This window comes from Nonomuraea sp. LPB2021202275-12-8 (assembly GCF_037044575.1).
Lineage (GTDB): Bacteria > Actinomycetota > Actinomycetes > Streptosporangiales > Streptosporangiaceae > Nonomuraea.
Genome location: NZ_JBAHWD010000002.1, coordinates 339,189 through 360,400, shown reverse-complemented (window position 1 = coordinate 360,400; position 21,212 = coordinate 339,189). Strand labels below are relative to the sequence as shown.

22 protein-coding genes and 1 pseudogene are annotated in these 21,212 nt (G+C 68.8%); 13 read left to right on the top strand and 10 right to left on the bottom strand.

Features of this window, described 5'->3' with window-relative positions:
• Position 1 precedes the first annotated feature (1 nt).
• From V5E28_RS05485 to V5E28_RS05470, 4 genes are read left to right on the top strand one after another with little or no spacing between them, the layout of a single operon-like run.
• Entirely contained in the window at positions 2-1,360 is a 1,359-nt protein-coding gene (locus V5E28_RS05485; protein WP_336205258.1) for an extracellular solute-binding protein, read from the top strand.
• Complete coding sequence (locus tag V5E28_RS05480; RefSeq protein WP_336205256.1) at positions 1,357-2,241, top strand: carbohydrate ABC transporter permease; 885 nt, start codon at positions 1,357-1,359, stop codon at positions 2,239-2,241. The genes V5E28_RS05485 and V5E28_RS05480 overlap by 4 nt, the downstream gene beginning before the upstream one ends.
• Complete coding sequence (locus V5E28_RS05475) at positions 2,238-3,038, top strand: carbohydrate ABC transporter permease (protein WP_336205255.1); 801 nt, start codon at positions 2,238-2,240, stop codon at positions 3,036-3,038. Before V5E28_RS05480 ends, V5E28_RS05475 begins: the two co-directional genes overlap by 4 nt.
• Before the next feature lie 15 nt (positions 3,039-3,053).
• Positions 3,054-5,732, top strand: a complete 2,679-nt coding sequence (locus V5E28_RS05470; RefSeq protein WP_336205254.1) for a sugar-binding protein — start codon at positions 3,054-3,056, stop codon at positions 5,730-5,732.
• Positions 5,733-5,857: 125 nt separating this feature from the next.
• Here the strand turns inward: V5E28_RS05470 and V5E28_RS05465 are convergent, their stop codons facing one another.
• Positions 5,858-6,829 carry an arabinan endo-1,5-alpha-L-arabinosidase gene (locus V5E28_RS05465; protein WP_336205253.1) on the bottom strand — a complete coding sequence of 324 codons (972 nt, stop codon included), beginning with the start codon at positions 6,827-6,829 and terminating at the stop codon, positions 5,858-5,860.
• Positions 6,830-7,230: 401 nt separating this feature from the next.
• Positions 7,231-8,124, bottom strand: coding sequence for a helix-turn-helix transcriptional regulator (locus V5E28_RS05460; protein WP_336205252.1), 894 nt, complete (start codon positions 8,122-8,124; stop codon positions 7,231-7,233).
• Positions 8,125-8,215: 91 nt separating this feature from the next.
• Between V5E28_RS05460 and V5E28_RS05455 the strand changes: the two genes are divergently transcribed.
• Genes V5E28_RS05455 through V5E28_RS05445 form a run of 3 tightly spaced genes read left to right on the top strand, consistent with a single transcriptional unit; the run spans position 8,216 to position 11,149 of the window.
• The gene (locus V5E28_RS05455) at positions 8,216-8,950 is read left to right on the top strand and encodes an SDR family oxidoreductase (protein WP_336205251.1); all 735 of its coding nucleotides are present in this window, start codon (positions 8,216-8,218) and stop codon (positions 8,948-8,950) included.
• A gap of 31 nt (positions 8,951-8,981) precedes the next feature.
• On the top strand, positions 8,982-10,382 hold the full coding sequence (locus V5E28_RS05450) for an MFS transporter (protein ID WP_336205250.1): 1,401 nt from the start codon (positions 8,982-8,984) through the stop codon (positions 10,380-10,382).
• 23 nt (positions 10,383-10,405) lie between these two features.
• Positions 10,406-11,149, top strand: a complete 744-nt coding sequence (locus V5E28_RS05445) for an alpha/beta hydrolase (protein ID WP_336205249.1) — start codon at positions 10,406-10,408, stop codon at positions 11,147-11,149.
• A 335-nt stretch (positions 11,150-11,484) separates the two neighbouring features.
• On the opposite strand, the gene V5E28_RS05440 is transcribed toward V5E28_RS05445, so the two are convergent.
• The 3 genes from V5E28_RS05440 to V5E28_RS05430 form a co-directional block, all read right to left on the bottom strand.
• Positions 11,485-12,453 carry an NAD-dependent epimerase/dehydratase family protein gene (locus V5E28_RS05440; protein ID WP_336205248.1) on the bottom strand — a complete coding sequence of 323 codons (969 nt, stop codon included), beginning with the start codon at positions 12,451-12,453 and terminating at the stop codon, positions 11,485-11,487.
• Positions 12,454-12,543: 90 nt separating this feature from the next.
• On the bottom strand, positions 12,544-12,957 hold the full coding sequence (locus V5E28_RS05435) for a helix-turn-helix domain-containing protein (protein ID WP_336205247.1): 414 nt from the start codon (positions 12,955-12,957) through the stop codon (positions 12,544-12,546).
• A 123-nt stretch (positions 12,958-13,080) separates the two neighbouring features.
• On the bottom strand, positions 13,081-13,773 hold the full coding sequence (locus V5E28_RS05430; protein WP_336205246.1) for a winged helix-turn-helix transcriptional regulator: 693 nt from the start codon (positions 13,771-13,773) through the stop codon (positions 13,081-13,083).
• Between the two features lie 94 nt (positions 13,774-13,867).
• On the opposite strand from V5E28_RS05430, the gene V5E28_RS05425 reads away from it, so the two are divergent.
• Both V5E28_RS05425 and V5E28_RS05420 read left to right on the top strand, forming a co-directional pair.
• Entirely contained in the window at positions 13,868-14,263 is a 396-nt protein-coding gene (locus V5E28_RS05425) for a RidA family protein (RefSeq protein ID WP_336205245.1), read from the top strand.
• A 30-nt stretch (positions 14,264-14,293) separates the two neighbouring features.
• Positions 14,294-14,752, top strand: coding sequence for a hypothetical protein (locus V5E28_RS05420; protein WP_336205244.1), 459 nt, complete (start codon positions 14,294-14,296; stop codon positions 14,750-14,752).
• Here V5E28_RS05420 and V5E28_RS05415 read toward each other — a convergent pair.
• Positions 14,676-15,110: a hypothetical protein gene (locus V5E28_RS05415; protein ID WP_336205243.1), complete on the bottom strand. Its 435-nt coding sequence runs from the start codon at positions 15,108-15,110 to the stop codon at positions 14,676-14,678. The two genes, V5E28_RS05420 and V5E28_RS05415, sit on opposite strands and share 77 nt — an antisense overlap.
• A gap of 95 nt (positions 15,111-15,205) precedes the next feature.
• Complete coding sequence (locus tag V5E28_RS05410; RefSeq protein ID WP_336205242.1) at positions 15,206-16,225, bottom strand: serine hydrolase domain-containing protein; 1,020 nt, start codon at positions 16,223-16,225, stop codon at positions 15,206-15,208.
• A gap of 206 nt (positions 16,226-16,431) precedes the next feature.
• Here V5E28_RS05410 and V5E28_RS05405 point away from each other — a divergent pair, with 206 nt between their 5' ends.
• The 4 genes and pseudogenes from V5E28_RS05405 to V5E28_RS05390 all read left to right on the top strand — a co-directional run bounded on the left by V5E28_RS05405 (position 16,432) and on the right by V5E28_RS05390 (position 19,088).
• Positions 16,432-16,665 carry a hypothetical protein gene (locus V5E28_RS05405; protein ID WP_336205241.1) on the top strand — a complete coding sequence of 78 codons (234 nt, stop codon included), beginning with the start codon at positions 16,432-16,434 and terminating at the stop codon, positions 16,663-16,665.
• Positions 16,666-17,105: 440 nt separating this feature from the next.
• Positions 17,106-17,393: pseudogene (locus V5E28_RS05400) on the top strand (selenium-binding protein SBP56-related protein); the annotation flags it as partial.
• Between the two features lie 73 nt (positions 17,394-17,466).
• Positions 17,467-18,495 carry a selenium-binding protein SBP56-related protein gene (locus V5E28_RS05395; protein ID WP_336205240.1) on the top strand — a complete coding sequence of 343 codons (1,029 nt, stop codon included), beginning with the start codon at positions 17,467-17,469 and terminating at the stop codon, positions 18,493-18,495.
• Positions 18,492-19,088, top strand: coding sequence for a hypothetical protein (locus V5E28_RS05390; protein WP_442945775.1), 597 nt, complete (start codon positions 18,492-18,494; stop codon positions 19,086-19,088). Before V5E28_RS05395 ends, V5E28_RS05390 begins: the two co-directional genes overlap by 4 nt.
• Positions 19,089-19,128: 40 nt before the next feature.
• Here V5E28_RS05390 and V5E28_RS05385 read toward each other — a convergent pair whose 3' ends face one another.
• The 3 genes from V5E28_RS05385 to V5E28_RS05375 form a co-directional block, all read right to left on the bottom strand.
• A complete protein-coding gene (locus V5E28_RS05385) occupies positions 19,129-20,022 on the bottom strand; it encodes a bile acid:sodium symporter family protein (protein WP_336205239.1) in 894 nt (297 codons plus the stop codon).
• A gap of 124 nt (positions 20,023-20,146) precedes the next feature.
• Complete coding sequence (locus V5E28_RS05380; protein WP_336205238.1) at positions 20,147-20,611, bottom strand: hypothetical protein; 465 nt, start codon at positions 20,609-20,611, stop codon at positions 20,147-20,149.
• Positions 20,612-20,763: 152 nt separating this feature from the next.
• Positions 20,764-21,000, bottom strand: a complete 237-nt coding sequence (locus tag V5E28_RS05375) for a hypothetical protein (protein WP_336205237.1) — start codon at positions 20,998-21,000, stop codon at positions 20,764-20,766.
• Positions 21,001-21,212 lie beyond the last annotated feature (212 nt).

Here is a 21,212-nt window from a genome sequence, read left to right as displayed (position 1 = left end):
CATGAATTCCCGGACCCTCGCCGTGCTCGCCGCCGCGGCCGTGACTCTCTGCGGGGCCGGGTGCGCGCCCGGCTCCTCCGCCCCTCCCGCGGCCTCCCCCGCGCAGCCGAGTGCCGTGCGCACCGACGCCGCGGCCCTGGGCGAGGTGACCCTCACGGTCTGGGACCAGGAGGTACGCGGCGGGCAGGCGGCCCAGATGAAGCAGCTCAATGCCGCGTTCCAGGCGAAGTACCCCAACATCAAGCTCAACCGGGTGTCGCGCTCCTTCGACGACCTCAACACCACCCTCCGCCTGGCGCTCAGCGGCAACGAGCCGCCTGACGTGGTGGAGGCCAACAACGGCCGCTCCGCGATGGGCGCCTTCGTCAAGGCCGGCCAGCTCCGCCCGCTGGACGCCTACGCGCAGGCGTACGGCTGGAAGGACCGCTACCCGGAGTCGGTGCTGCGCTACTCGCGATACAGCGCCGACGGCAAGCTCTTCGGCGAGGGCAACCTGTACGGCCTGCCGCAGGTCGGCGAGGTCGTCGGCATCTTCTACAACGCCGCCAAGCTGACCGAGCTCGGTCTGCAGCCGCCGAAGACCTGGGAGGAGTTCCAGGCCGGGCTGGCCAAGGCCAAGGCGGCCGGCGAGGTGCCGATGCAGCTGGGCAACCTGGACAAGTGGCCGGCCGTGCACGTCTTCGGCACCGTGCAGAGCCGCGACGTGCCCGCCGACCAGATCCGCACGCTGGCCTTCGGCCGCAAGGGCGCGTCCTGGAACACGCCCGAGAACACCAAGGCCGCCCAGCAGCTCGTCGACTGGGCCGACAAGGGCTACTTCAACAAGGGCTTCAACGGCCAGGGCTACGACCCGGCCTGGCAGGCGTTCCGCGACGGCGAGGGCGTCTACCTGATCGCCGGCACCTGGCTGCTCGCCGACCTGCAGAAGACGCTGGGCAAGGACCTGGGCTTCATCCTGCCGCCCGGCGCCACCCCCGATGCCGCGCCGCTGGCGACCGGCGGCACCGGCCTGCCGTTCGCCATCACCGCCAAGAGTCCCAACCCGGACGCGGCGGCGGCGTACATCGACTTCGTCACCAGCGCGGACGCGATGAAGGTGCTCACCGACACCGGCAACCTGCCGGTCGCCGAAACGGCGGAGCAGAGCGTGACGGAAGGACCGCAGCAGGACGTCTTCACCGCGTTCGGCACGGTGACCGCGAAGAACGGCCTGGTGCCGTACCTCGACTACGCCACCCCGACATTCGCCGACACGCTGGGCGCGGCGCTGCAGGACCTGCTGGCCAAGAAGGCGACCCCGCAGGAGTTCCTGGCGACGCTGGAGAAGGACTACAAGACCTTCGCCGAGAGCAACGAATGACGGCCGCGAGGCCTCCTGGTGAGCCGCGCCGCGTCGCCTACCTCTACCTGCTGCCGGCGTTCGCCGTGTACGCGGCGTTCCTGCTCTACCCGATCGGGCGCGCGGTGCAGCTGTCGCTCTACGACTGGGACGGGCTGTCGCTCGGCCGGTGGGTGGGGCTGGACAACTACCTGGCGATCGTCTCCGATGAGGGGCTGCGGGCCGCCTTCGGCCACGCCTTGGTCCTCATCGTCTTCTTCGCGGTGGGGCCGCTGGTCATCGGGCTGGCGCTGGCGGCGATACTCAACCACGCCAAGGTGCGCGGGCTCGGGTTCTTCCGGACCGTGGTGTTCCTGCCGCAGGTGATCGCCATGGTCGTGGTGGCCGTCGCGTGGCGGCGCGTGTACGCGCCCGACGGCACGCTCAACACACTGCTCGGCGCGCTCGGCCTCGACTCGCTGACGAGGGGCTGGCTGGGCGACTACACGTTCGCGCTGCCGGCGGTCGGCGTGGTCGGCACCTGGTTCGAGACCGGCCTGGTGGCCGTGCTGCTGCTGGCCGGGATGAGCCGCATCCCGGTGGAGCTGTACGAGGCGGCGCGGCTCGACGGGGCCGGGGCCGTCAGGGAGTTCTTCGCGGTCACGCTGCCGTCGGTGCGCGGCGAGATCGCGGTCGCGCTGACGCTGACGGTGATCGCCGCGCTGCGCACGTTCGACCTGGTGTACGTCACCACGCGGGGCGGGCCGGGCGACTCGACGTCGGTGCCGTCGTACGAGGTCTACCACCGGGCCTTCGGGCTCAGCCAGATCGGCTCCGCCGCCGCCGTCGGCGTCACGCTCACCGTCGTCATCTTCGCCATCTCGTTCGGCATCAACCGGTTCGCGGACAGGGGGGTCACGTGATCTCCCGTGGGGAGCGGCTGGGCAACTACGTCATCCTGTCGGTGTTCGCCGCGTTCGCGCTCTTCCCCATCGTGACCATCCTGGCCGCGGCGCTCGGCCCCTCCGACAGCGGGACGACGGCCGGGCTGGGCAACTTCGCGGCCGCATGGGAGATCGGGCGGTTCGGCACCTACCTGCGCAGCAGCCTGATGGTGTCGGCGTTCGTCGTGGTCGTCAGCGTCGTCCTGTCGATCATGAGCGGGTACGCGTTCGGCACCATGCGCTTTCGCGGGCAGGCGGTGCTGTTCTACCTGTTCATGCTCGGGATCATGATGCCGAGTGAGGCCATCGCGGTCCCGCTCTACTTCGACCTGCGCTCGCTCGGGCTGATCGACACGTTCTGGGCGGTCGCGCTGCCGCAGGTGGCGCTGTCGGTGGCGTTCGGCACCTTCTGGATGCGGGCCTACTTCCGCGCGTCCAACCGGGCGATCGTCGAGGCGGCCCGCATCGACGGCGCCTCGACCTGGCGCGTCCTGTGGCAGGTGCTGCTGCCTCCGGCCCGGCCCGCCGTCGTCACCCTGACGCTCCTGGTCTTCATGTGGACGTGGAACGAGTTCCTCATCCCGCTGATCATGGTGACCAGCGAGTCGCTGCGGACCGCGCCGCTGGGGCTGGCCTTCTTCCAGGGCCAGCACACCTCCGGCTTCACCCTGCTCGCGGCCGGCTCCGTCATCGTCGCCACCCCTGTGGTGATCTTCTACCTGTTCCTCCAGCGCCATTTCGTCCGCGGGCTGCTCCAAGGGGCCGTCCGCGAATAACCCCCCGGAGGTCCCATGCGTACCAGCCTGACGGTGATGGCCGCCGTCGTGCTCGCCGTCCTACCCGCAGCCCCCGCCCAGGCCGGTGGGCACGTCACCGCCGCCGTGGATCTCGACGCGCTGTTCGTCGGCGCCCACCCCGACGACGAGGCGTTCACCCTCTCGACGCTCGGCCAGTGGAACGAGGACCACGACGTCCGCACCGGGGTCGTCACCGTGACCAGGGGCGAGGGCGGCGGCAACGCCGTCGGCCCCGAGGAGGGCCCGGCGCTGGGGCTGCTGCGCGAGGCCGAGGAGCGGGCGGCGGTCGCCAAGGCCGGCGTCCGGGAGGTGTTCAACCTCGACGACGTGGACTTCTACTACACGGTGAGCGCCCCGCTGACCGACCAGGTCTGGGGCGGCGACACGCTGGAGAAGGTCGTCCGGGTCGTCCGCCAGACCAGGCCGGAGGTGCTGCTGACCATGGGCCCGGCCCCCACGCCCGGCAACCACGGCAACCACCAGCAGGCCGCCCGGCTGGCCGTCGAGGCGTTCTACGCGGCGGCCGACCCCCGGAGGTTCCCCGAGCAGATCACCCGCGAGGGGCTGCGCCCGTTCGCTCCCGCCCGCCTGCTCACCGGCGGCGCGCGCGGCACCTCCCGGACCGGTCAGGACTGCGCGTCGACGTTCCGCCCGGTGAACCCGGCGGAGAACGTCTACGGCGTGTGGAGCGGGCGCGCCTCCGCCGTCCAGGGCAGGACGTGGGCCGCCATCGAGCGCGACGCCCAGCGCACCTACGCCTCCCAGGGCTGGGCCGTCTTCCCCGACGTGCCGTCCGACCCCGCCCAGCTCGGCTGTGACTTCTTCACGCAGGTGGACTCGCGGGTGCCCTTCCCCGAGCCGGGCACCGCGGCGGCGGCCGCCCCCACGGCGATCCTCGACGGCGCGCTGACCCGGGCGAGCGGCACGGTCCCGCTCGGCACCCTGTTCGGCCTGCGTCCGAGCACGTTCGACGTCCGTCCGGGGACCGGGTTCGCCGTCAAGGTCACCGCCACCGCGCCGCCGCGCGAGCCTCTGGGCCGCTCGTCCGCGGCACTGCGGGTGCCGGAGGGCTGGCAGGTCAGCGGATCGGGCGACCTGGGCAGGATCGCCCCGGGACGCACCGGCTCCGCGACGTTCACGGTGACGCCGCCGCAAGGCTCCGCGGACCGGGCTCGCATCGCCGCCACGCTGACCACCGAGCGCGGACGCGGCTACACCGACAGGCAGGTCGAGCTCAGCCCTGCCGTGCGGGGAGCGCAGCAACCACTCCCCCAGGTCGCCCAGTACGAGCAGTGGACCGCCGGCCTCGGCGTGCCGCAGCTGCGCGGCCTGGTCACGCCCGTCCTCACCCTGCCGTCCGGCGGCTCCAGGCAGGTCGGCGTCGTGGTCACCAACGTGAGCGACGCCACCCGGTCCGGCACCGTACGCCTGGACCTGCCCGCCGGCTTCACCGCCGACCGCACCGAGGCCCCCTACAGCGGCCTGGCGGCGGGAGACTCGACGACGGTGCCGTTCACCGTCACCAACACCGACACCTCGCTGAAGACCTCGAACGAGGGCGGCGACTACGCCTACAGCATCACCACCACCAGCGCGGACGGCTCCAGCGTGAGCAGGCCCGCGCTGGAGCTGGTCCCGGCTACCGCCGTCCCGCAGGCCGCCTCCGCGCCCGCCGTCGACGGGACCGAGGGCACCGGCGAGTACTCCGGCCCCGCACTCGACGTCTCCCGCCTGTGGGAGGGCACCGCGTGCTCCTCGGCGGCCGACTGCTCGGGCACCGCCAAGCTCACCTGGCGCGACGACACGCTGTTCCTGCTGGTCAAGGTGAAGGATGACGTGCTCGGCACCCGCCTGCCCGCCGCCGACTGCAAGCGGCACTGGCGCACCGACTCGGTGGAGGTCACCTTCGACCCGCGCGGCACGTCCGAGAACACCTCCACCACGTTCAAGGCCGCGGTGCTGCCGGTGACGGCCGAGGGACCGCCGTGCTTCGAGCGCGACGCCGACAACCGCCAGGGGCCGGGCGAGCAGACCGCGCCCGGCATGCGGGTGGCCTCGACGGTCTCGGCCGGGGAGTACGCCGTGGAGATGTCCATCCCGATGGAGCTCCTGCCCTCCGCCGTCGATCCCGGCCACCTGGGGCTCAACATCCTGGTGTACGACTCCGACACCCAGGACAGGACCGGCCAGACCCGGATCGGCTGGTCGACGTGGGGCGGCGTGCAGGGCGACCCGTACCGGTGGGGCGTCGCGACGCTGCCCGGCTACCAGCCGCCCGCAGACCGGCCGACCACCCCCTCGGACCCGGTGATCCCCGACACGGCCCTGTCCAGCCTGGACTCGCCGCAGTCGCTCGAGCAGGCGGTCCGCGTTCACCTGCCGCCGGCCGGCGGGCCGGCGGCGAAGGCGTCGCAGAGCGGCCGGGCGATCTCCGCCACGCGCGGTCAGGACGCGGTCAAGGTGACCCTGCGAGCGGGGGCCGCGGGCAGGGCGCACCTGTTCGTCCGCGACGACCGGGGCACGGCGGGCAGCCGCGTCGTCACGGTGTCCCGCGCGGGCACCACGACCGTGACCGTGGCGCTCACCCGGGCGCTGGGCGCCGGCGCCAGAGTGGTCGCCGGATGGGAGGCGTCCGGCGGCGGGACGGCGGCCTCCCAGGTGACGGTGCGCTGAGCGGCGCGGGGGCGCGGCACCCCTCGCCGCGCCCCCGTCCGGCGCGCTGCGTCCAGCCCGAGAAGGTACGCCGACGAGGGCATCCATGAACCGGCTCCTGACGCCACCCCGCGACGACCTGCCGATCAGCGCACGTACGGCCAGCCCTCGGAGTCCCAGCCGAGCACGTTGAGCCCGAGCTTCGGCGTGCCGTTGTCCGTCCCGTCGTAGTAGTGGTACACGAGCACGTCCTCGCCCGCGTCCCGCGTGACGCTCTGCCCGCCGGGCCCGACGACGCGGCCGTGCGTCTCCAGCAGGAGCGTGCCGCCGCCGGTCAGCATCGGCTGCCCGGCCCGGTCCACGTACGGGCCGGCGGGGTCGGACGAGCGGCCGACCTTGATCTTGTACGTGCTGTCCAGGCCGGCACAGCACCTGTCGTAGGAGGCGAACAGGTAGTAGTGGCGGCCGTGCCTGACGATGTCCGGCGCTTCGACGGCGTACGGCTCGTCGGGGCGGGTGGCCAGGTGGTACAGGGTCCGGTCCGAAGGGTGCCGCTTGCCGGTGGCGGGGTCCAGGCGGATCATGCGGATGCCGGTCCAGTAGGAGCCGAAGCTGAGCCACCAGCGGCCCCTGTGGTCGACCAGGAGGTTGGGGTCGATGGCGTTGTGGTCGAAGCCGATGGCGCTGGCGTAGACGATGCCCCGGTCGGTCCAGCTGTGGGGTCTGCCGGTGCGGCTGGTGGCGAGGCCGATCGCCGAGTTGTTGCTGCCAAAGCTGGATACGGCGTAATACATCAGGTATTGACCGCGCTCGCGGGAGATGTCCGGCGCCCACGGGTCGTTCTCCGGGGAGTAGCCGCTCCACCAGGCCGGCGGCGTGCGGAAGGCGGAGCCGGCACGGGTGAAGGTGGTCCGGTCGGTGGAGGTGCGGGCCTCCAGCAGGCCGTGGGTGGAGTAGAGGACGTAGCCGGCGGGGGTGCGGATCATCGTCGGGTCGTGCACGACGGTGTCGCCCGAGACCTGATCGGGCGGCGGGTAGGCGAGCGCGGGGCCGCTGACGAGCAGCACCGAGAGCGCGGAGACCAGGACCGTGAGGGTGGAGCGGATGGAATGGCGCACCGAGGATCCTCCCGTGGCGTGATGCCGGGATGTCCACGCTCATCGACATTTTCGGACCGTGCGCCTGCGGTCGTTGGGAACGATAGGCGCGACGGATCCGGCGGTCAACAGCCTCTTGACCACCCCAGTCAGCGGACGTACCTTGAGCTCACTCTTCACGACTTCTGGAGTCGCCAGGCTTGTTAACGCTCACATGATGCCGGAACCGTGCGCCAGCGGAACCGTCCACGCCTCATTCGGCTGGCCGAATGAGGCCCTGGTGAAGGAAGCGGAACAGCTGCGCCGGTTCGGTCTGCCGCTGGAGGACGACGACGTCCGAGATCCAGCCCCTGTGCTCGCAGGCATCACATCATCGCTGCCACCGGCGGACATCATCGACCTGGACGCGACGGAGCAGGCGCCTACTGGAGGGTGCGTGGGTGGATGCTCTCCCGCTGCACCCGGGCTGATGAGGAGACCATGTCCGCGAGCAGATTTATCGCGGCGGCTGAGGATGAGTCCGGCCTGGCGTTGATCACGATGAGGCGCTGTCCGGCGTCGCCCGGCAGCTGCATGACCTCCTCGTCGAGGGTCATCGGGCCCACGAGCGGGTGCTGGTAGCGCTCCGTGGTGGACGCGCATTCCTGGATGGGATGCGCCGCCCACAGGGAGGCGAACTCGAGGCTGTTCACGGTGAGCTCGCCGATCAAAGTCATCAGCGCGGTGTCACCAGGAAAGCAGCCGGCTGTCAGGCGCAAGCACGCCACCGAGTCTCTGGCTCTACGCTTCCAGTCGGTGAACAGCTCGCAGGTGTGCGGGTCGAGGAAGAGCATGCGTGCCATGTTCGGCCGATCGGCGGGACGCTGCGGGGCGTCGAAGTCGAGATGCCCGGCGAGCAGGGCGTGTGCCATCCGGTTCCATGCGAGCACGTCCGTGCGCCGTCCCACGATGTAGGCGGGGACGTTCTCGAACGAATTGATCATGGTCGCGAGGCTGGGGCGCAGCCGCTCCGGACGGATCTTCTTACGAGCGGCTCGGGTCGGCCTGGCCAGACTGTGCAGGTGAGCCGTTTCCGTCTCATTGAGCTTCAGGGCACGAGCCAGCGCATCGAGCACTCCGTCAGATGCGTTCTTGCTCTGTCCCTGCTCCAGGCGGACGTAGTACGCGACGCTCACCCCCGCGAGCTGCGCGAGCTCCTCGCGGCGAAGGCCGGGAACCTGACGGCGCAGCCCGCCAGAGGTCAGTCCGACCTCCTCCGGCCGCAGGCGGTTCCTGCGCGAGCGAAGGAATTCCCCCAGCTCAGATGCACGATCCATGCAGCCTACTATGCCCGCGTCGGGATGCCGACGGGTAACCCTGCGAGGGGTACGTGTGGAGGGCGTATGCCCGGCAGAGGACTGGGCACACGTGGGGATCCGGGTCAGTCTGCTCAGCGTGACATCTACGCATTCATCCGTTGGCGGCGCGGTTCTGGCGAACGCACGGGTTCTGGTGGTGGGCACCGGGAAAATGGGCATCGCGACGGCTGGGAACGCGATCGCTGCTGGTGCCGAAGTGTTCCTGTCGGGGCGGTCGAGCGGCCGCCTCCTCGAGGCCGCGACTCCGCTCAACGGGGTCAAGACGCTGGTAGCCGACCCGGAGGATCCGCAGCAGGCGGCCCAGTTGCTCGAACAGGCCGGGCCGTTGGATCACCTCGCCGTCCTCGCGGGCGGAGCGACGCCGAGCCAGGCATACGGCATAGCGAATACGGCCGCATCCGCTGCCAAGGACGCGTTCGCGCGGTTCTGGTTGAGCTACAACCTCCTTCATGCCGCTGTGGGCCGAATTCGTGACGGTGGCTCGGTCACCTTGCTCTCGGGCTCCAGCAGCCGTCGGCCGTCGGACGGCAGAGGCTTCTGGGGCACGTTGCATGGCGCAATCGAGGCGCTGGCCCGCAACGCAGCCTTCGAGCTCGGTCCGCTGAGGGTCAACGCGGTCAGCCCCGGCGGGATCGGTGTCGTTCCCATGAATCGCCAGCTGATCGATCACTCCGGACGGGCAGATGACATCGCTTCGATGGTGATCGCCCTCATGGCCAATCCCGCGATCACCGCGACCGTGGTGGACGTCGATGGCGGCGAGTTCCTTGGCAGGTTCGGGTGATGAGCTCGCTTCTCCCGAGGGGAGTGGACCGTTGACCGCCATCACCGACCACGGCCGCCTGGCCGCGCGCCGACGTGGGCTCGCCTTGGCCGTTCTGGCAGGGGCGCTGGCATTGGACCTGAGTGGTCTTGGCGTGCTGAACGCGGCGCTGCCCGTCATCGAGGATCAATTCGGGCTGGACAGCGCGACCTTGCAGTGGGCGATGACCGCATACGCGGTCACTTTCGCAGGCTTTCTGCTCTTCGGGGGAAGAGTGGCGGACGTATATGGCCGCCGTCTGGTATTCGCCGTGGGCGTCGTGTTGTTCAGTGCCGCCGCGCTGGCCGGTGCTCTGGCCCCGGATTTCTCGGTGCTGATCGTCGCGCGGGCCGCCCAAGGCGTCGGCGCGGCACTGTCCGGCCCGGCCGCACTGGCCCTGTTGATGGAGTGCTTTCCAGAAGGGCCCGTGAGGAACCGCGCGCTGGGCATTTACGCGGCCGTCGGCGCCGCAAGTTTCAGCGGCGGCATGCTCCTGGGCGGGATGTTGACGCAGAACTTCGGCTGGCGATCGGTCCTGGTCTTCTCCGCTGTGTTCGGAGTGGTGGTCCTGGGGGCCACCCGGGCCGGGCTGCCCGGTGGAAAAGGGCATCGAGGATCGCTCGACCTGCCCGGCGTCGTGTCGGTCACTGCCGGCCTCGTGCTGATGGTCTTCGCGGCGAGCCGCGGCGGGGAGACCGGCTGGAGCGAAACCGGCACGCTTGGGGCCCTGGCGGCCGCCGTGATCTCCCTGGTGATGTTCGCCCTTTGGGAGCGGCGTGCCCGCGAGCCTCTGCTGCCACCGGTCATCTTCCGGGTCGCATCGGTACGGGCCGCCGCGCTGACCGCGTTCTTGCAGTACGCGAGCTCGGTCGGTTTGTTGTTCTTCGCGCCGCTGTATCTCCAGGGCATGCTGGGCTATTCACCTCTGCTATCAGGGCTCTCCGTGATTCCGATGTCCCTGACCGTGTTCCTGACCGCCAACTTCTGCACAGGGCGGCTGCTGGGCAAATTCGGGACCCGACCACTCATGATTTCCGGCCTGGTGCTGATGGGCGTGGGACCGCTGTTGTGGATGTGGACACCCCTCGATGGCACGTACTGGCTGCACGCGCTGCCCGGCTTCGTCCTCAGCGGTATCGGGCAGGGGCTGGCCTTCCCGGCGATGACCTCGGCCGCCTTGACAGGCGTGGATCAGCGGCAGCACGGAGTCGCCGGCGCGCTGAATACCATCGCGCAGCAGATCGGCGCGAGCGTCGGCGTCGCGGCACTTGTCATGATCGCGACAGCGGCGGCCGGGGAAGGGCAGGCCGGTCTGCTGTCCGGTTACCACATGGCCTACCTCACCGCTGCCGCCGCCTGCCTGCTCGGTGTTCTGATAATCGCCATCACCCGACCGTGGAACGGTGAAAAATGACAACGCCGTTGGAATTGACCTCGATGGACGGCCTGCCCCTGGAGGCCGCCATTCACCCCAGCGCGACGCAGAGCGACCAGGGGACGGTGGTGTACGCCCATGGGATCACCGCCGATCTGACCGAGTTCGGCCCCGCCGTACGGCTCGCCGACCGCCTCGCGGATGCCGGCTTCACGGTGGTCCGATTCTCCTTCCGCGGTCATGGCCGTAGCGGCGGCACACAGCGCGGCATGACAGTCGCCGGCGAGATGCTCGATCTGCGGGCCGTCGTCGAATACGCGCAGATCGAGCTGCCGGCGCCGCTGACCATCGCGGCGTCGAGTTTCGGCGCCGTCTCGACCTTGCTGTCCCTGCCCTGGCTGGGCGATCGCCTCCACCGGCTCGTGCTCTGGCGTCCGGTCCTCGACCTGCATCGGACTTTCATCGAGCCGGAAACCCCCTGGGGCAAGGAGAATTTCTCCGACGAGCAGGTAGAGCGCCTGTCGACGGACGGCTTTTTCGTGCTCAACGGGACGTTCGAGGTCGGGAGCGTGCTGTTCGAGGAGCTACGGCACTACGACCCCAGGAGCCAGTTCCTCAAGAGCTCCGTCCCGGCACTCGTTGTGCACGGCGATCAAGACTCCCTCATCTCGTACGAGATCGCGCGTGAAACCGCCGAGTCGAGAGAGTCCTGTACCTTCCACACCGTGAAGGGCGCCGACCACGGGTTCGACTCGGCAGAGCACGAGGAAGACGCAATCGCGGCCACCGTCGCATGGCTCACATGAGCCCCGTTCTCCGCAGGTGGAGGTGTTTGAAGACCGTCGAGCATCGGCGTTGATCTCGGCTGGTCAAAACGGTACGACGGCCAACCGGCCGACCTTGGCCGCGGTTTTGGTGCACATGCGGGCCTGGGCTCAGGCTTGGGCGGTGGGCGAGGCGATCATCGCTGTCCTGCAGAACCACCGCGTCGCCCAAGCCGCCCGAGGATGAAAAGGGGTCACTGTCAATCACCATTATATTCGCCGCAGGAGCGACTTACGAGATGAGCCTCTAAGAATTCCGACGTCTGCCAGTCCAAGAAAACAGTGGACGGATATGACGCCTCACGTTCACTGGGCAGCTATGACGACAAGCCGAGGGCGCGATCGTCCTCGGTGAAGTCGGTTCGACTGTCCGCTGGAGGATGTTGAAGATGCCAGCGTACGGAGTGAATGATGGCAGTGGCCGGATCTTCCGGCTGGAAATCGAGCAATGCTCTCGCTTTTTGGCTGCTCACCAGCAAGTGTTGCGCAGTGGTCCGAGTGACAAGAAGGTCCTCGGGCAGCTTGTCGTCGGGAACGCGAACCAGTTCCGCAGTATGGCCGGCGGCGGTCATGATCAAGTGCATCCAGCTTTGGATGCTGTAAGTGCTCGTCTCGCCGATATTGAACACCTCGCCGGCGGCGACACTTGGCCGATCCAGCGATGCGAGAACACTCGCGGCCGCATCATCGACGTACAGTCGCGGTAGCAAGGTAGCACCAGGGCCCACCGGGATCTTTTCTCGTCGGCCGCGTACGCGCCGTAGCACGAATTCCTCTCGCCGTTGCGGGTCACGAGGCCCATAGATCATCGCCAGGCGAAGCGCGGTACCGCCACGTTCCAAGAAGGCGGGCTCGACATCAAGCTTCTCGTAGTCATAGTCGTCCGCCTCCCTATCTGTGCCCCGATAGAGATAGCGACTCTGACGAAGCGGGCTCTCTTCGGTGAGCGGCACAGACATCGGTGTTTTGTCATCTGCCAGATACAGCTCGTATGCATGGTAAACATCCATGCTGGAGAGCATGACGAGATGAACGTCAGGCAGATGAGGGAGTACCGTCTCTACGCCGGCACGGGTGAGTGCGATTGTATCGACCACTGCATCAGGCCTGAACGCCTTCACTTGCTTTGCTACGGTGGAAAACTCACGACGGTCTACATGTAGATGTACGCATTGCGGGAGGTCGTCCGGCTCGGTTCGTCCACGATGGATGATCATGACTTCATCGCCTCGACTGATCAGGATCTCAACCAGGCGACGGCCGATAAATTCCGTACCGCCAATCACTATAATTCGCATCTGCCCAGATGAACATGCGGATGCGCGGGCGGCAAGGCGACTTCGCTATGAGCTAAGTACACGCCTGCGATGATCTCATTAGTTCATGAGTTCATGGACTATGGGGAGACTGGCGCTGATGCAGGCGAGATGCGGGTCGGTGAAGAATGACCGCACCCGCGCGGGCAGCTTCTGTAACCGTCGCAGCGCGCCCAGGCCCAGGGCTTTGAGTTCCTCGACACCGCGAGCAGAAGCGCGGGCGATCCGGTCGTGCTTGACGTTCCTCCACACCCAAAGGTGTGCTGCTTCCGCTCGGCCACCGCGGCCGGGTCCTGCTGGTAGGCCCGATACAACGGCCGCATGCGGCGACATGCCCAGCTTGGCCAGAACCCGGCCGACGCTCAGCAGCGACAGTTTCACCTTGAACTCGCGCCGGATCAGCTCGCCGACCCTGGCCCGCGTCCACAACGCGAACCCGAATCCCAACTGACGCGGAGCATTGACCGCGCTCAACGCACACAGCCGCACCAGCTACGCGTCATCCAGGCTGGCCGCCGGCCCGCGAGTCTTCTTCGTGCACACCCCTTCCAGGCCCAGCGCCCGGTAGTCCTGCAAACACCGAAGAAAGCCGCAAACCTATGAACGGATCAGATCAATGGACAGATCCTCTGTTGGTGCGCTGCTCTCAAGTGTCGCGTCGAAGAGGCGCCGGCCGGCCTGGTCGTCTCCAGAGATGGTGATCCGCCCGTCCTTGATGGCCGTGGTGAGCGCCTGATCCACGCCGAGGATGCCGGCCAGGGTGTCGGGGTCGGTCTCGATGATCGTATCGGGCCTGTCGTGCGGCTCCCCGCGGCCCATCTGGACAAGCCGACCGTCGGCGACGCGGGTGGTGAATCGGTGGCGGCCCAGGCGCATTTCGTAGGTGGCGGTCCATGGTCGTTCTGGCTGCGGGCCGAAAAGGCTGCGCAGTCTGATCATGGCCGAGTCCGCACTTACCGGGCCTGTGGACGGCTCCGGCGCCTCGGCTCCCCACTGTCCCAGCGCGACAACGATGGCCCCCAGGCGGGCACCCCACTCGGTCAGCTCGTAGACCTGCGAGCTGGCCGGCGGAGGCAAAGTGCGGCGCCGCACGACGCCGGCGCTCTCGTGCTCCCGCAGTCGCTGAGCCAGGATCTTGGAGCCCGCGCCCGGCAGCCCTTCCTGCAGGTCGGTGAACCGTTTCGGGCCAAGGAGGAGTTCGCGGACGATCAGTAGGGCCCACCGCTCGCCCACGTGGTCGAGCGCGGTCGCGATCGCGCACCCGTCCGGGTATCGACGGTTCGTCGTCATGGTGTCCATCCTACACAGGCGACTTACCCTTGACAGCGCCGAAGAATAGAAATAGAAAGTAGCTACTTCCCATTAGAAAGTAGCCAACGGTCGCATGAGACGAACACCCGTAAACCCCTCGTCGTGGTCGGTAAAGCTCGGCTTCGATCAAGCACAGCTCGTCGAGGGTCACCGCCGAGAGCTCATCTGCAGCGCCCAGGACGCCGTTGACGCCAACGGCGAGGCGCAACATCCGGGCGACATGGCCGGCCAGCTCGGACTCGCGCTCGACAACCTCGAAGAGATCCTCGTCGGCGCCGACATGACACTGGCCAACGTGGTCCGGCTCAACTTCTACACCACCGATGTCGACACCCTGCTCCAGCAGTTCTCCCTTGTGAACAAGCGCTTCGAGAGCACCGGCCAGCGCTTCGCCACCACCGTGCTGGGCGTCGCCCGACTCGCAGGACCGGACCTCCTCGTCGCGATCGAGGCGACCGCAGTGGATTGAGCCAGGCCGCCGGCGCAGGCATCGGCCCTGGTGGCCGGCACGGACCGCAACACCCATACATCGCAGAAGGAGAAGCACATGCCTGTCGGATATCTCGACGTGCCCACCGGCGTTGATCTCAGTAAGAAGCGAGAGCTGGTGAAAGCGATGTACGAAGCCCTCTCCGAGGCCTACCCTTTCCCTGACGACCACCGGATCTTCCTGCGCGAGTGGCCGGTCGACAGCGTGAGCCAAAACGGCCTCCTCGGGTCGGAACCGGCCAGGCCCGTGTTCATGGTGCACGTCCCTCAGGACGGCAATGCCGATGCCAGACGCACGATGGTGAAGAAGATGAACGCGGCGGTCGCCACCGCCTACCCGCTTCCGGACATCGCCATTTTCATCGCCGAGCATCCGCTCGAACTGGTGGCGATCAATGGAGGGCTGCTCGCGGACGATCAGCAGCGGGTCGAAGACCAGGCAGAGGCCTACTCCCATATTCGACAGTGATGGCCGGCGCACCCGGCGACGGGTGCGCCGCGTTCGATCCCGCGCCGGAGACCTCCGCCACCACCAGGAACAGCAGGGTCGTGGCGAGGTCCTCGATCCACACCTCGACACCGGCGCCGAGGTGACCGGCGCTGACCGCCCTGGCGACGTCGCGGCGCAGCCCGAAGACCTGGTCGGCGGTGCCGAAGTTGCGGAACACCGGCGCCGCCGTCGTCACGGACCGCACGCCGAGCCCCGCGTCCGCGCACAGCAGCGCGAGGCCGCGGCCCACGGTCGCGTTGCGGATCATCTCTGTGACGATGAACCGGGTCAGCCCCCTGCCCAGGTCCGGCGTACGTACGCGGGCTTCGGCTGGCATGACCGGGTCCCGGTCGACCCCGATGACCACGCCGCCCGGCCCGGGTCGCCCGCGTTCGCGCAGCCCGTGGGGCGACCGCCCTCGCAGGTCACGAGTCAGGAGGCCGCCGGGCAGAAGGCTGTTTCGAAGAGGTCGGTGAAGGTCCGCAGGAAGTCGTTCCAGTCGCCGTTCAGGTTGCTCACCAGGACGCGGGAGCCCTCGCGGTCGCCCATCGCGTACGACATCGAGCCCTGGATGTAGCCGCCGCCGCCCCAGAGCGTGACCCCGCACGAGAGCTTCTGGGAGTAGACGCCGAGGCCGTATCCGGTGTTCGGGACCCAGTCCGCCCCCTCCGTCGGGACGGTGGTGAACATCTCCTTCTGCTGGGCGGGCGGGAGAAGGCGTCCGTCCAGCAGGGCGCGCAGGAACCGGTGCAGGTCCGAGGTCGTCGAGACCATGCCGCCCGCGGCCCCGGCCCAGGCGACGTCGATCTCGGTGACGTCGTGGATGTCCGCGTCCTGGCCGGTCTGGTCAGACGTGGAGTAGTGGCGGGCGTGGGGGGCGCGGATCGTCTTCTCGGTGGTCGGAAGGTACGTTCCCGTCAGGCTCAGCGGGCGGGCGATGCGGCGCTCGATCTCATCCGCGAGCGACGTGCCCGTCGCATGCTCGACGATCATTCCTGCGAGGCTGTAGTTGACCTTGGAGTAGATGAAGCGCCTGCCGGGCTCTTCGGGGGGCGGGACCGGCTGGCCGAGGACGGCGTCGGGGAGGCCGCTGGTGTGGTTGAGCAGCCGCCTGATGGTGATCTTGGTGCCGTCCGCGCCGAGGTGCTCCTCCACCACACCGGGCAGCCACTCGGCCACGGTGCCGTCCAGGGTCAGCTTGCCTTCGGCCGCCAGTTGCAGGACCACCGTGCCGGTGAACGCCTTGGTGAAGCTGCCGATGCGGAAGTGCTCACCCGGCCCGCGTTGGCGACCGGTCGCCGTGTCGGCCACCCCCGCCGTGCCGAACCACGGTGTCGCGTGACCGTCGACGAGCTCGGCGACGACGCCGGGCCCTCCGCCGTCGGCCACGGCCCGGTCGAGCGCGCGCTGGATCCTGCCGAGCAGGACCGGACGGGTGCTGAACACGGACATCGTGCCTCCTGGGGCATGAGGGGTGGGCGCAGGGGCGAACACGTAAGCAACGATAGTTGACTAATCTGGAGATAGTCAACATGAGTTGCTTAGGTGGCCTCCATGCCCCCGACGCCACCCGCACGCGCCCGTCCCGAACAGCACGGCCATCACCCGTTACGCCGCAGGCATTGTCACGAGGGGCGGGGCATCCATACTGTTGCGACATGAAATTCGAGGTGCTGGAGACCCTTCCGCCGCAAGGGCGTGATTGGTACACCGATCCGGCCGGTGTGGGCGCAAGAGGCGGCTGCAGCCAGCATGGCATCTCCTGCCCTGAATCGATCTACGCCAGCGTGATCCTCCGGGACGGGGGCAGCGACGACGTTCGCTGGGCCGTGTGCCGGCGCGGCCTGATCGCACTCAAGGGAGATGATCTCATCCCTGGCGCGGCCACCTAGAGACCCACGAGGCGCCGGGCGACGGCGAGCTCGAAGCCCTCAGGCCCGGGAGATCTTCGAAGAGGCAGACAGCGCCGGGCCCTCGACCAGTACGCGTCCGGCCGGGCCGGCGGGCGTGCCGTCGTCGCGGACGCCCGCGAGCGATCCGGCGCGTCCATCGAGGCGGGCCTGCGGTTCTACGACACCGCGGACCTTCTCACGCCGAGCCGTTCCGGGACCGCCACGCCGATCGGGCCGATGGCCGCCCTCCCAGATGCGCCGGCCGGCCGCGGACGCGCGACCCGGCCGGCCGGGGCACCGGTCGGAGAGGACGGCTCGGATCCGCCCCAGGAACACACTCCGAACGTACGGCTCCGCGACCGTAAAGTCAATATTCCCTACAGGCATTACATAGATTAGCTACCTATTGACCGCGTAGGTAATAGCGGGATCATCGGAGGATGAGCCTCTGGACACCGGACCCCACCTTCTACCCGTCGCCGAGGGACGCCGCCGCCGCGCCGGCCGAGACACTGGCCTACGTCGCCGCCTTCGACCGCCGGTCGGCGAAACCGGACGCGATAGCCGTGCTCGACACCGACCCCTCCTCGCCCGGCTACGGCGGTGTGGCCGGCTGGACCGACCTGCCCCACACCGGCGACGAGCTCCACCACTTCGGCTGGAACGCCTGCAGCAGCGCCCTGTGCCCGTACGCCCCGCATCCCCACGTCGAGCGCCGCTACCTCGTCGTTCCCGGCCTGCGCTCGTCGCGGATCTACATCCTGGACACCAAGGACCGGACCAGTCCCCGAGATCGTCAAGGTGATCGAACCAGAGGAACTGGCCGGCAGAGCCGGATACTCCCGTCCGCACACCGTGCACTGCGGCCCCGAAGGGCTCTACGTCTCCGCGCTCGGCGGAGCCGGGGGCAGCGACGGGCCCGGCGGCATCGCGATCCTCGACCACCGGTCGTTCGAGGTGCTCGGCCGGTGGGAGGTGGACCGGGGCCCGCAGTATCTCGCCTACGACTTCTGGTGGCACATCAACCACGACGTGCTGGTCAGCTCGGAGTGGGGAACCCCGTCGATGGTCGAGGACGGCGTCGTGGGCGAGCTGCTGCTCGGCCGCAAGTACGGGCACAGGCTCCACTTCTGGGACCTGCGCAGGCGCCGCCACCTCCAGGAGGTCGACCTCGGCGACCAGTACCAGATGCCGCTGGAACTACGCCCCGCGCACGACCCCACCAGGACGTACGGCTTCGTCGGCGTCGTCACCAGCGTCGAGGACCTGTCGGCCTCGGTGTGGACGTGGTTCCGCGAGAACGGCCGCTGGCAGGTGCGCAAGGTGATCGACATCCCCGCCGAGCCGGCCTCGGAGAAGGACCTGCCCGACGTGCTCAAGCCGTTCGGCGCGGTGCCGCCGCTGGTCACCGACATCGACCTGTCGGTGGACGACCAGCGGCTCTACGTCTCCTGCTGGGGGACGGGCGAGATCAAGCAGTACGACGTCAGCGACCCGTTCAAACCGGTCGAACTCGCCTCCTTGCAGATCGGCGGGATCGTCCGGACGAAGTCCCACCCGGCCGCCGACGGCCCGCTGCGAGGCGGCCCGCAGATGGTCGAGGTGAGCAGGGACGGCCGGCGCGTCTACGTGACCAACTCCCTCTACAGCTCGTGGGACGACCAGTTCTACCCCGAGGGCGTCGGCGCCTGGCTCGCGAAGATCGACACCGACTCCTTCAGCTTCGACGAGCGCTTCTTCCCGCACGGCGACGACTTCAGGGGCCTGCGCCCGCACCAGGTCAGGCTCCAGGGCGGCGACGCCTCCTCCGACTCCTACTGCTACCCGTGACGATCGCCGCGGCGCTCCTGCTCGGCGCCTTCCATGGGCTGAACCCGGCCATGGGCTGGCTCTTCGCGGTCGCCCGCGGCCTGCAGGAGGGCAGCCGGGCCACCTTGCTGCGCTCGCTGCCGGCGATCGCGGCCGGGCACCTGGCCTCGGTGGCGCTGGTCGCACTCGTGGCCGCCGCCACCGGTTCCTTGACGACGGGTTCTGTGCTGTCGATCGGCGGGGGCGCGCTGCTGGTCGGGTTCGGCCTGTGGCGGCTGCTGTCGGACCGGCACTTCCGCTGGGTCGGCATGCGGCTGTCGCTGACGCAGCTGGCCGCCTGGTCGTTCCTGATGTCCTCGGCGCACGGCGCGGGGCTGATGCTGATCCCGGTGTTCGCCGGCCTGCACAGCGGGCATGCCGGGCACGCGCTCTCCGGAGGACTGGAGGTCGCGGCGCTGCACACGCTCGCCATGTTCACGGTCGCGGGCGCGATCGCGGTGTTCGTCTACGAGGTGGCCGGGGTGACGGTGCTGCGCCGCGCCTGGTTCAACGTCGACCGGATGTGGGCGGCCGCCCTCGTCGGAGCCGGCGTCCTCACGCTGGTGAACGCCTGAGCGCCCTGCCCGCACCGCCGCGAACCACTGGTCTCGGCGGTCAGGCGCCTGCCGTCTGCCGCTCGTCGGGCTCGGCCACGCGGCGCCGGACGAGATAGCCGAAGACCAGCGTCGTGCCGAACATGAGCACGCCGTAGACGGCCGGGGGCACGGCCATCGTGGAGTTGGCGAGCAGCGAGGGGCTGAGCGCGATGGTGATGGCCAGCGTGCTGTTGTGGATGCCGATCTCCATCCCGGACGCGATCGCCTGCCTCCGCTCCACGTTGAACAGGCGGGGCAGCCAGTAGCCGATGGCAAGGCTGATCGCGCTGAACAGCACCGCGACCAGCCCGACGGAGGCGATGTAGCCGCCCAGCCGCTCCCGCTCCTGAACGATCGCCCCGATGATGACCGCGGCCAGCACGATGGCCGACAGGATCCGGACCGGCTTGTCCATCCGATCCGCGAAACTCGCGCTGAGACGCCGTACGAGCATGCCGATCACGACCGGCACCAGCACGATGGCGAAGACCTGCACCACCTTGTCGGCCTGCAGCCCGATGTCCGGCCCGGCTCCCACGAAGTGGTCCAGCGACAGGTTGACCACGATGGGCAGCGTGAACGCGGCCAGCACCGAGTTCACGGCCGTGAGGCTGACGTTCAGCGCCACGTCGCCGCCGAACAGGTGGCTGTAGAGGTTGGCGGTCGTCCCGCCCGGCGAGGCCGCGAGCAGCATCATGCCCGCGGCGAGCAGCGGCTCCAGGCCGAACAGCACGACGAGCCCGAAGCAGACGGCGGGCAGCACGAGCACCTGCGCGACCAGCGCGATGAGCACCGCCTTGGGCCGGGTCGCGATCCGGGCGAAGTCCTGCGGCGCGAGGGACAGCCCCAGTCCGAACATGATCAGCGCGAGCGCGGCGGGAAGCATGACTGTGGTGAGAACGGACTGCTGCAAGGGGACCACCGTTCCTCAAAGGTGAGCAACTGTCTAACAGCCCGATCCGTCACCGATCAAGACATCAGCCCGATTCGTTACGGGTGCCCAGCCGCGGCCGAACGGTCGCCCTGTGGTGGACGGCTCACGCCGTGACCCGCCTGGTCGCCCGGGCGTACGACCAGATCGTCGCCACCAGCAGTCCGATCACGACGAGCCCGAGCACGCCGTGGTGCGGGCCCCAGCCCACCCCGAGGCCGACGAACCCGTCCACGACCATGATCGTCGCACCGGCGCCGACGGCGACGAGCGCGACGGTCAGGCCGATCAGCATCGGCACGCGCGGCACCCGGCGTCCCGCCTTGGTCACCGTCAACATGACGAGCACCGCGCCCAGCAGGCCCGTCGCGACGGCCGACCACTGCGCCGTGGTCACGCCCATCACTTCGCGGGCATAGCGCTCGTACTCCTCCGCCGGCACCACCGGGCCCCCCGGGAACCCCAGCCTGCCCTGCGCGGCGAAGACGGCCTTCCCGGCGGCGTACCCGAGGAACAACCCCGCCATCACATACGCCGGCCAGCGCACCTGGCGAGAAGTCTCAACGATCATGCCCTGCTCCTTGCGTCCATCCCGCGGCCACGGACTCATGCCACGAAGAACCGGACCCCAGGATGCGCGAGCGGCGTTCCGCCCGGCCTCCCCCACATGGGGGAACACCCTCCCCTCAGGGAGGGGCACGGATCCCGTGCTCAACGAACGGGTCACGTGACCTCGAACGATGCGCCGAGTGCGCGGGCCAGCCACTCCGCCGCGCTCCCTTGCACCTGCGGATACTCGGTGCGGAACTCAGCCCAGTCGATCATCTCCAGCGAGCGGACCGCCGTCGTGCCGCGCCGTCCACCTGCGAGGACCAGCCCCTCGATCGGGTCGGCGATCGACTCGTCGAGCACGTCCTCATGCTCGCTGAACTGCCGAAACCATCCGCTGTTGCCCGTCATGCGAACGTCGTTCCATTCGACAGACACCACATTCGACCCAATATCCGCCAACCAGATACCGTCGAAAGACAGCCCTGAACAGGGATTCGCATGGCCACTCAGGGCGCGATCTGAGAAACGGACATTTTTCGCTAACGGGCAGGCCTGTCACCGCGCGCCGACGAGCAACCGCTGAACTCGCTGGTTCCCTTGAAAGGGGTACAGGTCTCGGC